The sequence below is a fragment of the Massilia sp. YIM B02769 genome, from assembly GCF_030411995.1.
In the GTDB taxonomy this organism is placed as follows: Bacteria; Pseudomonadota; Gammaproteobacteria; order Burkholderiales; family Burkholderiaceae_D; genus Telluria.
Genome location: NZ_JASNRC010000010.1, coordinates 266,433 through 279,690, shown reverse-complemented (window position 1 = coordinate 279,690; position 13,258 = coordinate 266,433). Strand labels below are relative to the sequence as shown.

Genomic DNA, 13,258 nt, shown 5'->3' with positions numbered 1-13,258 from the left:
CAAGGCGCGTGCGGCTATTGCGGGAGGCTGAACCTCAGGCGTCGGCGACCTTCAGCACCAGCTTGCCGAGGTTCTTGCCCTCGAATAGCATCAGCAGGGCCGACGGGAAGTTCTCGAAGCCCTCGACGATGTGTTCGCGGGTCTTGAAGCTGCCTTCGCCCATCCAGCGGGCAATCGTCGCCACGCCTTCCGGGTAGCGCGCGGCGTAGTCGGTGACCAGCATGCCTTCCATGCGCGCACGGTTCACCAGCAGCGACAGGTAGTTGGCCGGACCCTTCACCGCGCTGGTGACGTTGTACTGCGAAATCGCGCCGCAAATCACGATGCGCGCCTTCATGTTGATGCGGGTGAGCACCGCGTCGAGGATGTCGCCGCCGACATTGTCGAAATACACGTCCACGCCTTGCGGGCAGTGTTCCTTCAGGCCGGCATGCACCGGACCGGCCTTGTAGTCGATGCAGGCATCGAATCCCAGCTCCTCGACTACGAAGCGGCATTTGTCTTCGCCGCCGGCGATGCCGACCACGCGGCAGCCCATCTGGCGCGCCACCTGGCCCACCGTCATGCCCACCGCACCGGCCGCGCCCGACACCACCACGGTCTCGCCCGGCTTCGGCTGGCCGACGTCGAGCAGGCCGAAGTAGGCCGTCATGCCCGGCATGCCGAGGGCGTTCAGCCAGGTCGGCAGCGGCGCCATCGATGGGTCGACCTTCGCCAGCATCGCGCCCTTGTCCTCGGCCGGGCCGCTCCAGTAACGCTGCACGCCCATCACGCCCATTACCGTGTCGCCGGCGCTGAATTTCGACGACTTCGATTCCTCGACGATGCCGATGCCGCCGGCGCGCATGACTTCGCCGATGTTCACCGGACGCACATAGGATTTGCCTTCGTTCATCCAGCCGCGCATGGCCGGGTCGAGCGAGATGTACAGGACCTTGATGCGCACTTCGCCGTCCTGCAGCTCGGCCAGCGGCGGCGCGGCGCGCAGCCAGTCGCTGTCTTTCGGCAGGCCGACCGGGCGGGCGGCGAGAAGGAATTGGTCGTTTGCGGCGAGGGTCATGGCGCGTGTCTCCGTTCAGGTGGTTGTTAGAAGTCCTGAAACACTATACCGAATAAACGGACGGTCGTGCGTTTTCTCGCGTGGCCATTTTTGCAAGCTCATGCGACAATCGAACGACGTTTGCCCTTATCTGCTACTTACCTGCGAGCCGCCACCATGACGCATCCGGAATACATCCTGACCCTGTCCTGCAACGACCAGCGCGGCATTGTGCTGCGCGTGGCAGGCTTCCTGGCCGAGCACGGCTGCAACATCATCGATTCGGCCCAGTTCGGCGATCCGGAATCGCAGCTGTTCTTCATGCGCGTGCACTTCGCGGCGGAAGACCCGGCGGTGGCCGAGGGCGACCTGCGCGGCGCCTTCGAGGCCTTCTGCCAGCAGACCGGCATGCGCGGCCAGCTGCACGATGCGCACGCCAAGCCGCGCGTGCTGATCATGGTCTCGAAGATCGGCCACTGCCTGAACGACCTGCTGTTCCGCTACAAGAGCGGCCTGCTGCCGGTGGAAATTCCGGCCATCGTCTCGAACCACATGGACTTCTACCAGCTTGCGGCGAGTTACAATATCCCGTTTCATCACTTGCCGCTGGCAACGGGTGCGTCGGAAGACGCGAAGCTGGCCCAGGAAGCGCGCGTGATCGAGCTGCTCGACATGCACAAGATCGACCTGGTGGTATTGGCGCGCTACATGCAGATCCTGTCGCCGGGACTGTGCGAAGCCCTGAAGGGCAGGGCGATCAATATCCACCATTCCTTCCTGCCGAGCTTCAAGGGGGCGCGTCCGTATGCGCAGGCGCACCGGCGCGGCGTCAAGCTGATCGGCGCGACCGCCCACTTCGTGACGGGCGATCTCGACGAAGGCCCGATCATCGAGCAGGATGTCGAGCGGGTCGACCACGCGATGACCGCCGACGAACTCACTGCGATCGGTCGCGATGTGGAGTGCGTGGTGCTGGCGCGGGCGGTGAAATGGTTCGTGGAACACCGGGTTCTGCAGAATGGCGACAGGACCGTCGTCTTTAAATAATTTAAGTAGAGTATCAATGGCGCTGAAAGCAACGATTTACAAGGCAGACCTGCAGATCGCGGACATGGACCGCAATTACTATGCGGAGCACGGGCTGACCATCGCCCGCCATCCATCCGAGACCGACGAGCGCGTGATGATCCGCGTGTTGGCGTTCGCGCTGCACGCGAGCGAATCGCTCACCTTTACCAAGGGCCTGTTCGACACCGACGAGCCGGATTTGTGGCAGAAGGACCTGACCGGCGCCATCGACACCTGGATCGAAATCGGCCAGCCCGACGACAAGCGCCTGCTGCGCGCCTGCGGCCGCGCCGAGCACGTGTTCGTCTACAGCTACAGCGCCACCAGCAGCATCTGGTGGAAGGGCATCGCAAGCAAGGTCGACCGCGCCCGCAACCTCACCGTGATCAACATCCCGGCCGAGGCCAGCGCCGGCCTGGAAAAGCTGGCCAAGCGCGCCATGCAGCTGCAGTGCACGATCCAGGACGGCCAGGTGTGGCTGACCGACAGCGTCGACACCGTGCTGGTCGAACGCGAGACCCTGAAGGCCGGCACCTGAGGCTATAATCGCCCGATTATCCCTTTCGTGTTACGACTCATGAACCGACACCTGATTGCCTCCCTGGCCGCCGGCCTGTTTGCAACGAGCGCGCTGGCGCAAACAAGCGTGCAACTGAGTGTCACCGACCCCTGGGTGCGCGCCACCGTGCCGGCCGCGAAGAGCGCGGGCGCCTTCATGCACCTGCAATCGGCGACGAACGCGCGCCTGGTGAGCGTGAGTACGCCAGTTGCCGGCCGCGCCGAGATCCACGAGATGGCGATGGAAAACAACACCATGCGCATGCGCGCGGTGGACGGGATCGACCTGCCTGCGGGTAAGCCGGTGCACCTGGCATCGGGCGGCTACCACCTGATGTTCTTCGAGCTGAAGCGCCAGCTGAAGGAAGGCGAGACCGTGCCGGTGACCCTGGTGGTGCAGGACGCGGCGAAGAAGCGCACCAGCGTGACGGTGGAGGCGCAGGTCAAGCCGCTGACGTATGTGGCGCCGGCGATGCAGGGGCATCACGGGCATTGAGTCGTGACCCGCGGTATGCGTACCGTTGGCTGACGTGCTTGTGTTGACCTGGACCGTACGGTGGGCACCCCGTGCCCACGCGGAACGGTGCGTTATGTTGGCGCTTGATTGCGTCGCAAAATATGCGGGATGGTGGCGCGTCCAAAAGCGCCATGTTGGCTTCGCCGTCATGGTTGGCGCCGCGGGGCGGGTCATCCCGGCCACGAACTCCGGATCAGCACGTAACCGCGTGGGCACTTCGCTGTTGAGGCCCCCGGCCTCAACAGCCCCACCGTACGGTCACCGCCGCAGGCCATTTTGTCACCGCGCCGACGTACCAACGCGCTTGACTTCCCCCGACCCCGCAACCGACTTGCTCACCTGCGGATCGCCGTAATACTTCACATCGCCCGACCCAGCGATCGACACGCCGAGCCGGTTGCGCGCCGCCACCACCGCGTCGCCCGACCCCGCCACCGACACGCTGGCGCTGGTCGCCTGCACCCGGCCCAGGTCGACGTCGCCCGAGCCCTTGATCGACACCGACAGCTTCTCCACGCTCCCGCCCTCGGCCTCGATATCGCCGCTGCCGGCCAGCGACACCGACAGCGTGTCGGCCTCCACGCCTTTCAGCCTGATCTCGCCCGACCCGCCCATGTCGATATCGAGCCGCTTCGCGCGCAGCGGGTCGGCATGGATGCTGCCCGAGCCGCCCAGCGACAAACGCTCGATCGCGCGCGCCTGCACCACCACGCGGATCCTGGTGTTCGAGAAGCCCAGGTCGCGCCGTGCCGGACGAATCTTCAGCACGCCGTCCTCGACCACGGTTTCCAGCAGCGGCAGCACATTGTCGTCGGCCTCGACGGTCACGCTCTCGCTGTTCCCGATGCGCAGTTCGACCCGTCCCGGCGTGCCCAGCGACAGGCCGCTGAAGCCGCCCACTTGCCGGTTCTGCTTGACGATGCGGCCGCTGCCCCGGACTTGTTCGCTGCCCCAGGACCAGGAAGCGGCGCTGGCGTGGCCGGCGACGGCGAGGCTGGCGGCAATGCCGGCAGCCAGCAAGGCGCGGCGGGTAAAGGAAAAGGTGGCAGTGCTGGTCATGATGTTGTCCTCATGGATGTCGATGCTGCGACTCTAACGAAGTACCCGCGCGCGTTCGAATGTTTTGCGACGAACGGCAGCGCGGCGCGACCAGGATGCAGCATGCCGGGACCGGCGATCAGGCGCCGTGTGGCAGCGGAGTCAGGTACATGGCGGGCACTGCGTCGGTCAGCCAGACGCCGTTCTCGGACAGGTAGAAGCGCAATCCCTGCGCCTGCATCGCCGCCGCATCGACACGCAGCACCAGCGGCTTGCCATGCCGCTTGCCAACGCCGACCGCCGTTGCCTCGTCGGCCGACAAATGCACGTGATGACGCGCACCCGGCCGCAAGCCCTGTTAGCGGATCGCATCGAGAAAGCGCGTGGCCGTGCCGTGGTACAGGACAGCCGGCGGTATCGCCTCGCGGTGGCTGAGCGCCACGCTCGCCGTCGAGTGGCCCTGCACGGCACGGATGCGCCGGCCGTCTTCGGACAGGGCGAAGCGCTTCTTGTCGTTGCCGGCTACGACCGCCTCGATCAAAGCGCGGTCGAGCTGGCGCCCGTAGCGCGCGGCGCCGTCGATCAGGTCGTCGATGGCGAGCCAGCCTTCGGTGTCGAGCGTGACGCCGATGGCGCCGGGTTCGTGGCGCAGGACAAAGCTCAGGAATTTGCTGGTGTCGGTCAAATGGTCGCGCATGGTGGGTCCTGTTGTTCAGAACGCAATGATAGCAGGGCATCCGGCTAGCCGATCCAAAATAGTGCATTTGAGCAACGCCAAGCGTGCCAGGATGGTTCCTCATTCCCCGAATTGGTGCGTGCGCTCCCCGTATCCACTACAATCTTGCCCTTTTTGACTCCGGCCCCGCCGGAAAGGAAGTGGAAGATGAATGCGCTGTTGTTTGTCCTGGCCTTTTGTGTAGGCCTCTTTATTTCGGTGCAGGCCGCCATCAACAGCCAGCTGGCCGGCGCCCTGCACGCCAACTCGGTGGTAGCCGCCTGGATCTCGTTCACCGTCGGCACCGTGGTGCTCGGCATTGCCGCCTTTGCCCGCGGCGGCGTGGGCGAAGCCCTGGGCGCGCTGGTGCACCAGCCGCTGTGGAAAATGACCGGCGGCGTGCTCGGCGCGGCCTTTGTCTTCGGCACCGTGTTCCTGGCGCCGCGTATCGGCCTGCTGAACCTGGTGGTGCTGGTGATCGCCGGCCAGCTGATGATGTCGATGGCGATCGATAACTTTGGCCTGATCAATATGGCCGTGCGCAAGGTCTCCACCATCCGCCTGGCCGGCGCCCTGGTCGTGGTGGCGGGCGTGGCCCTGACCCTGTTCGGCGACAAGATTGTGGCGGCATTGGAACGCTAAACAATTTCTCGCCGGCAGATGCATTTTCTGCCGGGCATGGTTTTATAATTGTCGGCATTGTCTGAACGACACTTCGATTGAGCCAAGAGCTACGCCAGATGGAACATCACCAGTCCTCGCAAATCCCCACGCTGACCTACATCGAGAACGAAGACCACCCGGTCTTCGGCACCCTGGTCGAGCAGATCCTGCACCTGCTGAACTCCCGCCTGGTGTTCTCGGACATCATCATCCACCAGAACAGTCCGCTGATGCTGCGCCAGCCGAAGGGCCTGGTGGCGGTGACGGATTCGCCGATCACGCGCGAGGAACTGGAAGAATTTTTCGATGTCATCGAGCCGAACTGGGCCGAGCGCATCGCCGACCGCGCCTTCGACCGCTCGATCGACCTGCACACGGCGCGCATCCGCGCCAACTGCTTCAGCTTCCAGGGCAAGAAGCGCTGGGGCTGCGTCATCCGTCGCTTCCCGAAGGAACCGCTGCCCCTTGGCGAACTCGGCCTGTCCGGCGACGCCCAGGACTTCGCGCGCCTGACGAGCGGCCTGGTATTGATCATCGGCGACACCTGCCAGGGCAAGTCGACGACGATTGCCTCGATGATCGACGAAATCAACAAGCGCCGCTCGGGCCACATCATCACCATCGAAGACCCGGTCGAGACCCTGATCCCGCAGCGCAAGTGCATCATCACCCAGCGCGAGGTGGGCAAGGACGGCGACGTCGAGAGTTACTACCTGGGCGCGCTGGACGCGCTGCGCGAGCGGCCGGACGTGATCGTGATCGGCGAGATCCGCGACGCCCAGACCGCCCAGGAAGCCCTGGCCCTGGCCGAATCCGGCCCGCTGGTGCTGGCCTCGCTGCATGCGCGTTCCACCGAGATGGGTTTGCAAAAGATGCTGCGCCTGCTCGGCAACTCCGAATCGCAGGCGCAAGCGCTGGCGCACGCGCTGCGCGGCGTGCTGTGCCAGGCGCTGCTGCCGTCGCTCGACGCCAACCGCTACCACCTCGCCACTGAATGCCTGAGCAATACGCCGGCCGTGGCGCGCCTGGTCGAAGCGGGCGACCTGGGTGCGCTGCGCGCCCACATGAACAGCGGCCGCGACCCGGGCACGCACACCATGAACGCCTCGCTCGAGCGCCTGCTGCAAGGGCACAAGGTCAGCGTCGAGGATGCACGCAACGCCACCACCGACCGCGTCGGGTTCGCCGAGCTGGTTTGAGTCTTAGTTCAAGCCCAGGTCGAAGTCGAAATCGGTAGCGATCGTGCTGCCGGAGGCCAGGCGTTCGGCCAGCAGGGCCGACACCACCGCCTGGATCACGTGCACGGCCCAGCGTTCGGTCGCCTTGCGCGGGCCGGCTTTCACCTCGCCTTCGGTAATGCCGAGCACCGGAGCGATGCAGCCGATGTTCACGGCGTACAGGGCGGTGCCGTACAGGGTGCCCAGCGCTACCGGGGAGAGGGAAGGCAGCAGTTCGCGCAGCTTGGGCAGCGCCGCCGCAAAGGCCGCCGAGGCGCCCAGGTGATTCGCAAATTCCACGACGCTGGTGCCGGTGTCGCCGATCATCGCGCGCGAACCGGTCAGGTCATCGATCCAGTCGACCGCGTCGCGGTCCAGCGTCTTGCCCAGCACGCCGCTCTTGCGGCCCGCCACCATGACCGCGGTCGTCACCACGCCCGCAATCAGCCCACCTACCACTGCCGCCTTGTATCGTTCCATGAATACTCCGCCTGAAAAGTGAAGGCAATGCGGGCGTGCGTTGTCGCCCCGCGTTGCCGGGTTCACCACGGTAGGCTGGATGGATGGGCGCGTCTGTTCGATTGCAAACAGAGCGCCGCGGGACGGCAGGGCGGCCGGATCAGGGCCGGTTCAGCTTGCCGATGACGCTGGCGACCTTGGTCGTGATGACATCGACCGCCGGGTAGTTGGCGCCGTGCGGCAGGATGACGTCGGCGTAGCGCTTGGTCGGCTCGATGAACTGCTTGTGCATCGGCCGCACCGTTTCCATGTACTGGCCGACGATGCTTTCCACCGAACGGCCACGGTCGGTGATATCGCGCTGCATGCGGCGGATGAAGCGCACGTCCGGCGCGGTGTCGACGAAGATCTTCAGCGACATCATGTTGCGCAGGTCCGCGTCGTACAGGGCGAACAGGCCTTCGATCACGATGACCGGGGCCGGCGTGACGGTGATGGTCTTGTTCGAGCGGTTGTCGATCGTGAAGTCGTACACCGGCATCTCGATCGTTTCGCCATTGCGCAAGGCCTGCACATGCTGGACCAGCAGCGGCCAGTCGAAGGCCTGCGGATGGTCGTAGTTCTGCTTGCGGCGCACTTCCGGGCTGAGGTCGGACTGGTCGCGGTAGTAGTCGTCCTGCATCACGACCGAGACCATGTCATCGCCGAAGGAAGCCAGCACTTGCCGGGACACCGTTGACTTGCCACTGCCGCTACCGCCAGCGACACCAATGACAAACGGAGGGGAGGAAATTTGATTCATCCCCGCATGATACCGGAGCGGCGGGGGAACCGACAGGGGCGGCTGATGCGGCGGGCGGTTTGCAGCGATCCTGCGCCTGATGACGTTGCCAGCCGACATCGAAAATCGGCGTTTGGATGGCTGTGCTATGGTCGTGTTCAAAATTCTTGTGAACTAATCAACCCACAGCAACCAGACTTTGTCCGAGTCGACAGGTCGTTGCCGCTGTGGCGTTTTTCAAAGGAGTCAGAATGAACCGTTTCAACGATAAAACCGTATTGGTCACGGGCGCCGCTTCCGGCATCGGCCTGGCTGCCGCCCGCCGCTTCGTCGACGAAGGCGCGCGTGTCGTGATGCTCGATATCGACGGCGACAAGCTGGAGGAAGCCGCTGCCAAATTGCCGCAGGACCGCGTTCTCGTGCAGGTCGGCGACACGGCCGACAAGCAAACCGCGGCCGACGCCGTCAAGGCGGCCGTCGACAAGTTCGGCGGGCTGCATATCCTGATCAACAACGCCGGGATGGCGGTTGAAGGCGACATCACGCAGACCAGCGAAGAAGACTTCGAGCGCGTCATGGCCGTGAATGTGGCCGGCTACTACCACATGGCCAAGGCGGCGATGCCCGAACTCGTGAAGGTGCGTGGTTCGATCGTGATGACGTCCTCGGTCTCGGGCCTGGGCGGGGACTGGAATATGTTCGCCTACAACACCTCGAAAGGTGCGGTCAGCAACATGGTGCGCGCGATGGCGATGGATGCGGGCAAGGACGGCGTGCGGGTGAATGCGGTCAATCCGAGCTTTACCAAAACCGGCATGACCGAAGACATGGTGAGCGATCCGGAACTGGTTGCCAAGTTCAAGGAACGCATGCCGCTCGGCGCACCCGAGGACGCGGAGGGCGTTGCGGCGGTGATGGCCTTCCTGGCCAGTGAGGACGCGCGCCTGATTACGGGCGTGAACTTGCCGGTCGATGCGGGGCTGATGGCGTCGAATGGGCAGCCGCCGCAGTAAAGAAGCTAACGTCCGAGGCGACTCGTGACGAAGCGCCTCGGACCATCAAGCAACGCATTCTTCGCCAGGCGATCAGGGGTGGCCGAAGTCCAGACGGGCGACGTAATCCGTTCCATACTTCTGCCGGGTAAGTTCGCGCTCAATCCATCGACGCACCGGGAAACCATCGCGCACAAGCAGAAGCCAACGGGCCTTCCGCGCAGTGGCAAGCTCACTTCCCGCTGCACACGCAACAACGCGTTGCCAAAACGAAGCGCTGGCATACAGGCGCATGTATTTCGCCATATGCCAGAACTCGCGTCGTACGCGTTTGTGAAGATAAGCGATCGCTACCTCTTCAAGCCGGGCAGACTGATCGGGTGACAAGACGAGACGCTTGAGACGATCCCAGACAATCTGCATGTGATAACCAGAGCGGAATGTGGTTTCATCTGCTTCCAGGAATACCAAGGCAAGTTCGATACCGTCGTTCTGCTTTGATAGAAAAGCTTGCCAGCCGCTTTCTCCCCCCGGAAAGGAAAGGGCAGCAAGCTGCTCATGAAACGCTTTGCATGCAACGTTCCACGCTTCCCATCCCTCTCGAGAGACCGATCGAAGCTTCACGGTTTCGTTGATTCGTGCGTTTAGTACGCGCAACTTTTCCGCGTTCTCGCGGACTTGATGTATGGAGATGGTCATCGCGGAGAGGTTGTCATGGCTGATACGACTGCTTCGTTCAACGCTTTCCAACGCTGGCAAGGATGCCTTCATAGGCTAGCCAAGCCTAGTTCGAACGACATACAGAACCATTCTTGTCAAAAAGTTGAAAGTCAACGACCAGCTCGGCGGGAACGCCGTTCTCGTCAAGACCCCAATATGCAAAGTAGACGCCGTCTCCGAGGCCCGAGCTTGTGAGTATTACGCTTAACGGAGATCCGGAATCCGGTCGATGCTCGCCCCAGTTAGCGTCAGCCGGGATGTCACGTGCGAGAACATCGTCGTAATAGTTACCATCAGGACGATTAAGCTCGAATTCCTTGAGCGCTCGTGACAGGATGTGGGCCGCATCGAGATCAGCGAAACAGACCATTCCGCTGTCTACCCCAATGAATACGTTCAGCTCACTCGCGTCGGTATTTTCCGCTAGCTCCCAAGACACTATCTGGGCGGAAGAAAATTGCAGGCGCGCGTAAGCGACGCGGCGTCCCCAAGTGTGCAGATCAGCAAATGCCACCACTACGGGGTAATCGCCTGGAGGAACCCGCCGGCGCAATGGTTGGGTAAACTCAGCCGTGAAGTAGAACGGATCGGCGAGCACAATTCGACCTGATGGAACAGGAAGTCTTCCCACCTCGACCGTCTCGATCGCCACGCCATCGATGGTGCTTTCGTCAAAAAAGCGAGGAAACCACACATGGTCGGGAAGTGATTTCGCATACGCCCCGCGACGTTCGAGCACGGTTCGGAAGTTTTCGTGGTTTGCTTCGAGCACTAGGCAATTCCTGTTCTCTTAGGTTGGATGCGCCAAGGCGCCTCAGGGTCCGTTTCTGGCCGATCGTATTGGGTCAAACGCTTATCTCATCGCTATATTCCATTCCCAAATCACGACAGGGCGAGTGTCCCAATACTGCTGCGCTGGCAGTCATTCAGGAAAAATAAAATCCTAATCCAGCGGCACCGCCCGATACCGGTTCACCTGCGCACTCGTCACCGGCGCTGCCTTATTCCCCCAGCTGGCGCGCAAATAACTCACCAGCGTCGCCACCTGCGCATCGTCCAGCACATGGCTGAACGGCGGCATGCCATACGGCCTTGGATTGCCGGCAGTGGCCGGCGCAAAGCCACCATTCAACACCAAGCGAATCGCATTCACCGGCTCCTCCAGCGTGAGCGCCCGGTTGCCCGCCAGCGCAGGGTAGGGCCCGAGTCCCTCGCCGCGCGCGCCATGGCAGGCGGCGCAATGCTGGCGGTACAGCTGCCCGCCTTGTTCCAGCACCTGTTCCGGCGGCCTGGGCGCCGGTTCGCGCGCCGCCACCGGCCCGGCCGGCAGCGATTTCAGGTACACCGCCATCGCCCGCACATCGCCTTCGTTCATGTGCTGCAGGCTTTGCGCCACCACTTCCGCCATCGGCCCGGTCACGCTGGCGCCGGGCGCCACGCCGGTGCGCAGCAGCTGCACGATGTGGTCTTCCTGCCACTTGCCCAGGCCGGCTTCGCTGTCGGCGGTGAGCGAAGGCGCATACCAGCCGATCGTGGGAATCAGGCCGCCACCGAGCCCGTCGTCCGATGCCCCCAGGCGGTTGCGCGCGCTGTGGCAGGCGCTGCAGTGGCCCAGGCCCTCGACCAGGTAGGCGCCGCGGTTCCACTGTGCGTCGCGTGTCGCATCGCCCTCGAACACGCCGGGCTTGAAATACAGGAGCCGCCAGCCGGCCAGGGCCAGCTGGCTGTCGTAGGGGAAGCGCAGCGCGTGCGGACGGTTCTGTACCTGGCGCGGCGGCAGGCTGCGCAGGTAGGCAAACAGGGCGTCGGCATCGGCGCGCGCGACTTTCGTGTAGTTCGTATAGGGAAAGGCCGGATACAGCAGGCGGCCGTCGCGCGACTTGCCGTTGTGGAGGGCGCGCCAGAAATCGTCGGCGCTCCACTTGCCGATGCCGGTCACGCGGTCCGAAGTGATGTTCGGCGTGTACAGGGTGCCGAAGGGCGTTTCCATGGCGCGTCCGCCAGCGTAGGGCGCGCCGCCGCGTGCGGTGTGGCAGGCCATGCAGTCGCCGGCGCGGGCAAGGTAGGCGCCGCGCGCGATGTTGTTCGAGGTGCCGGCCCAGGCGTCCGGCGAGGCCGGCACGAACTGTTCGCGCGGCCAGGCCAGGGCGGCGGCAATCGCCAGTGCGGCCAGCAGGGCGCCGACGAGGAGCAGCAGGCGGCGGGTCATGGCGCGCTGCCGCAGGCAAACGGGAGCCGGCGCTCGGCGCGTTCGAGCGGGCGCAGGCCGGGCGGTGTCGGCTGGCCGGCCAGCCAGGCCGAGATGGCGGCCACGTCGCCCGGACTCAGGCGCTCGGCAATCGTGGCCATGCAGTCCGGAGCATGGGCGCGGCGCACGCCGTTGCGCCAGGCGCCGAGCTGGGCGTTCACATAGTCGCGCGGCAGGTTCAGCAGGCCCGGGATGCCGGGCGCGACGCCGCCCAGGCGCTCGCCGTGGCAGGCCACGCAGGCCGGCAGCTTCAGTGCCGGGTCGCCGCGCCGCACCAGCTGTTCGCCGCGCGCCAGTACGGCCGCCGGTTCGCGCGACGGCGGCGGGCTTGGCACCGCCGGGTGCTGGGCGGCGAAGTAGTCGGCGATCTCGTGCAGGTAAGGGTCGGACAGGTGGTTCACCATCCAGGTCATCAGGGGATACTGGCGCCGCCCTTCGCGGAAGTTCACCAGCTGGTTATACAGGTAGCCGGACGGCTTGCCGGCGATGCGCGGGAAGTAGACGCCGCCGGCGCGGGCGCCGGCCGTGTCCTTCGGCGCGTGGCAGGCGATGCAGGCGGCGACGCGCTGCTCGAGGGTGTCGGGAATCCTGCCCGGCGCCTGGGGCTGGGCATGCGCGAACGCGGTGAAGATCGAGGAAGCCAGCGCGGCAGCCGCCAGGGTGCGCGCTGCGGATGCGCGAATCGGGTGAGGGCGATGCTGGCTGGTCGTCAAATCGGTTTCCTGTCGTTGCGAGGCCGGCGATGCGCCGGCCCGGTGTCACGTCAAGCATTATGCGTGTCAGCTTGCGAGGCAGGCCTCGTACTCTGCCCAGCAGTCGGATACGTAAGGGTCGCAGACCCGGTAGAACTTCCAGCACAGGTCCGGGTTACCGGCATGCGCCGCCGTGGTGCCAAGGCTGAGGGCAAACAAAAACCATGCGAACTTGCGTTTCATGTGCATCTCTCCGTTCAGGCAGACGGGATGACAGGATGATACCGCGCCGTCTGTTGTCGCGGCATCATTGTTGCGAAAAAATAAATCGGCTTGTCAGCGTGCCAGGCAGGCCAGCAGCTGCTCGTAGCACCAGTCCGGGTCGTCGGTGCAGAGTTGATAGAGCTTGTTGCAGTGCGCCGGGTTGGCGGCGTGGGCGGCCGACAGGCCGAAGCTGAGGGCGAACAGGAACAATGCGACTTTGCGTTTCATGGTGTCTCCTGGGTACAGACGTAATGGGAGAACGACGCCGCGCCGTCTGGTCACGCGGC

16 protein-coding genes and 1 pseudogene are annotated in these 13,258 nt (G+C 64.4%); 6 read left to right on the top strand and 11 right to left on the bottom strand.

Annotation, left to right across the window (positions count from 1 at the left end):
- Window positions 1–34: 34 nt before the first annotated feature.
- Window positions 35–1,060, bottom strand: coding sequence for an NADP-dependent oxidoreductase (locus QPK31_RS18055; protein ID WP_290424279.1), 1,026 nt, complete (start codon window positions 1,058–1,060; stop codon window positions 35–37).
- 156 nt (window positions 1,061–1,216) lie between these two features.
- Between QPK31_RS18055 and purU the strand changes: the two genes are divergently transcribed.
- Genes purU through QPK31_RS18040 form a run of 3 tightly spaced genes read left to right on the top strand, consistent with a single transcriptional unit; the run spans window position 1,217 to window position 3,161 of the window.
- Window positions 1,217–2,086, top strand: coding sequence for a formyltetrahydrofolate deformylase (gene purU, locus QPK31_RS18050; protein WP_290424278.1), 870 nt, complete (start codon window positions 1,217–1,219; stop codon window positions 2,084–2,086).
- Window positions 2,087–2,102: 16 nt separating this feature from the next.
- Complete coding sequence (locus tag QPK31_RS18045; RefSeq protein WP_290424277.1) at window positions 2,103–2,645, top strand: YaeQ family protein; 543 nt, start codon at window positions 2,103–2,105, stop codon at window positions 2,643–2,645.
- Window positions 2,646–2,684: 39 nt separating this feature from the next.
- Window positions 2,685–3,161 carry a copper chaperone PCu(A)C gene (locus QPK31_RS18040; protein ID WP_290424276.1) on the top strand — a complete coding sequence of 159 codons (477 nt, stop codon included), beginning with the start codon at window positions 2,685–2,687 and terminating at the stop codon, window positions 3,159–3,161.
- A gap of 300 nt (window positions 3,162–3,461) precedes the next feature.
- On the opposite strand, the gene QPK31_RS18035 is transcribed toward QPK31_RS18040, so the two are convergent.
- Together QPK31_RS18035 and QPK31_RS18030 are read right to left on the bottom strand one after the other, a co-directional pair.
- On the bottom strand, window positions 3,462–4,241 hold the full coding sequence (locus QPK31_RS18035; protein ID WP_290424275.1) for a head GIN domain-containing protein: 780 nt from the start codon (window positions 4,239–4,241) through the stop codon (window positions 3,462–3,464).
- Window positions 4,242–4,359: 118 nt separating this feature from the next.
- Window positions 4,360–4,917: pseudogene (locus QPK31_RS18030) on the bottom strand (RNA 2'-phosphotransferase).
- Window positions 4,918–5,103: 186 nt separating this feature from the next.
- On the opposite strand from QPK31_RS18030, the gene QPK31_RS18025 reads away from it, so the two are divergent.
- Both QPK31_RS18025 and QPK31_RS18020 read left to right on the top strand, forming a co-directional pair.
- Window positions 5,104–5,577 carry a DMT family transporter gene (locus QPK31_RS18025; protein WP_290424274.1) on the top strand — a complete coding sequence of 158 codons (474 nt, stop codon included), beginning with the start codon at window positions 5,104–5,106 and terminating at the stop codon, window positions 5,575–5,577.
- A 98-nt stretch (window positions 5,578–5,675) separates the two neighbouring features.
- Window positions 5,676–6,797, top strand: a complete 1,122-nt coding sequence (locus QPK31_RS18020) for a type IV pilus twitching motility protein PilT (protein ID WP_290424305.1) — start codon at window positions 5,676–5,678, stop codon at window positions 6,795–6,797.
- Between the two features lie 3 nt (window positions 6,798–6,800).
- Here the strand turns inward: QPK31_RS18020 and QPK31_RS18015 are convergent, their stop codons facing one another.
- Complete coding sequence (locus tag QPK31_RS18015; protein WP_290424273.1) at window positions 6,801–7,295, bottom strand: hypothetical protein; 495 nt, start codon at window positions 7,293–7,295, stop codon at window positions 6,801–6,803.
- A gap of 139 nt (window positions 7,296–7,434) precedes the next feature.
- Entirely contained in the window at window positions 7,435–8,076 is a 642-nt protein-coding gene (gene udk / locus QPK31_RS18010) for a uridine kinase (RefSeq protein ID WP_290424272.1), read from the bottom strand.
- A gap of 230 nt (window positions 8,077–8,306) precedes the next feature.
- Here udk and QPK31_RS18005 point away from each other — a divergent pair, with 230 nt between their 5' ends.
- Window positions 8,307–9,068 (top strand): SDR family NAD(P)-dependent oxidoreductase, encoded by a 762-nt coding sequence (locus QPK31_RS18005; protein WP_290424271.1) that lies wholly within the window; start codon window positions 8,307–8,309, stop codon window positions 9,066–9,068.
- Between the two features lie 72 nt (window positions 9,069–9,140).
- Here QPK31_RS18005 and QPK31_RS18000 read toward each other — a convergent pair whose 3' ends face one another.
- The 6 genes from QPK31_RS18000 to QPK31_RS17975 form a co-directional block, all read right to left on the bottom strand.
- A complete protein-coding gene (locus QPK31_RS18000) occupies window positions 9,141–9,818 on the bottom strand; it encodes a hypothetical protein (RefSeq protein ID WP_290424270.1) in 678 nt (225 codons plus the stop codon).
- 13 nt (window positions 9,819–9,831) lie between these two features.
- A complete protein-coding gene (locus tag QPK31_RS17995) occupies window positions 9,832–10,539 on the bottom strand; it encodes a DUF4241 domain-containing protein (protein WP_290424269.1) in 708 nt (235 codons plus the stop codon).
- A gap of 171 nt (window positions 10,540–10,710) precedes the next feature.
- A complete protein-coding gene (locus tag QPK31_RS17990; RefSeq protein ID WP_290424268.1) occupies window positions 10,711–11,976 on the bottom strand; it encodes a cytochrome c in 1,266 nt (421 codons plus the stop codon).
- The gene (locus tag QPK31_RS17985; RefSeq protein WP_374045822.1) at window positions 11,973–12,728 is read right to left on the bottom strand and encodes a cytochrome c; all 756 of its coding nucleotides are present in this window, start codon (window positions 12,726–12,728) and stop codon (window positions 11,973–11,975) included. Before QPK31_RS17985 ends, QPK31_RS17990 begins: the two co-directional genes overlap by 4 nt.
- Window positions 12,729–12,794: 66 nt before the next feature.
- Entirely contained in the window at window positions 12,795–12,950 is a 156-nt protein-coding gene (locus tag QPK31_RS17980) for a hypothetical protein (RefSeq protein ID WP_290424267.1), read from the bottom strand.
- A 93-nt stretch (window positions 12,951–13,043) separates the two neighbouring features.
- Entirely contained in the window at window positions 13,044–13,199 is a 156-nt protein-coding gene (locus tag QPK31_RS17975) for a hypothetical protein (protein ID WP_290424266.1), read from the bottom strand.
- Between the last annotated feature and the right edge of the window lie 59 nt (window positions 13,200–13,258).

Coding starts and splice junctions, on each gene's coding strand:
- QPK31_RS18055 (WP_290424279.1), bottom strand. CDS start 1,060: ATGACCCTCGCCGCAAACGACCAATTCCTTCTCGCCGCCCGCCCGGTC.
- purU (WP_290424278.1), top strand. CDS start 1,217: ATGACGCATCCGGAATACATCCTGACCCTGTCCTGCAACGACCAGCGC.
- QPK31_RS18045 (WP_290424277.1), top strand. CDS start 2,103: ATGGCGCTGAAAGCAACGATTTACAAGGCAGACCTGCAGATCGCGGAC.
- QPK31_RS18040 (WP_290424276.1), top strand. CDS start 2,685: ATGAACCGACACCTGATTGCCTCCCTGGCCGCCGGCCTGTTTGCAACG.
- QPK31_RS18035 (WP_290424275.1), bottom strand. CDS start 4,241: ATGACCAGCACTGCCACCTTTTCCTTTACCCGCCGCGCCTTGCTGGCT.
- QPK31_RS18025 (WP_290424274.1), top strand. CDS start 5,104: ATGAATGCGCTGTTGTTTGTCCTGGCCTTTTGTGTAGGCCTCTTTATT.
- QPK31_RS18020 (WP_290424305.1), top strand. CDS start 5,676: ATGGAACATCACCAGTCCTCGCAAATCCCCACGCTGACCTACATCGAG.
- QPK31_RS18015 (WP_290424273.1), bottom strand. CDS start 7,295: ATGGAACGATACAAGGCGGCAGTGGTAGGTGGGCTGATTGCGGGCGTG.
- udk (WP_290424272.1), bottom strand. CDS start 8,076: ATGAATCAAATTTCCTCCCCTCCGTTTGTCATTGGTGTCGCTGGCGGT.
- QPK31_RS18005 (WP_290424271.1), top strand. CDS start 8,307: ATGAACCGTTTCAACGATAAAACCGTATTGGTCACGGGCGCCGCTTCC.
- QPK31_RS18000 (WP_290424270.1), bottom strand. CDS start 9,818: ATGAAGGCATCCTTGCCAGCGTTGGAAAGCGTTGAACGAAGCAGTCGT.
- QPK31_RS17990 (WP_290424268.1), bottom strand. CDS start 11,976: ATGACCCGCCGCCTGCTGCTCCTCGTCGGCGCCCTGCTGGCCGCACTG.
- QPK31_RS17980 (WP_290424267.1), bottom strand. CDS start 12,950: ATGAAACGCAAGTTCGCATGGTTTTTGTTTGCCCTCAGCCTTGGCACC.
- QPK31_RS17975 (WP_290424266.1), bottom strand. CDS start 13,199: ATGAAACGCAAAGTCGCATTGTTCCTGTTCGCCCTCAGCTTCGGCCTG.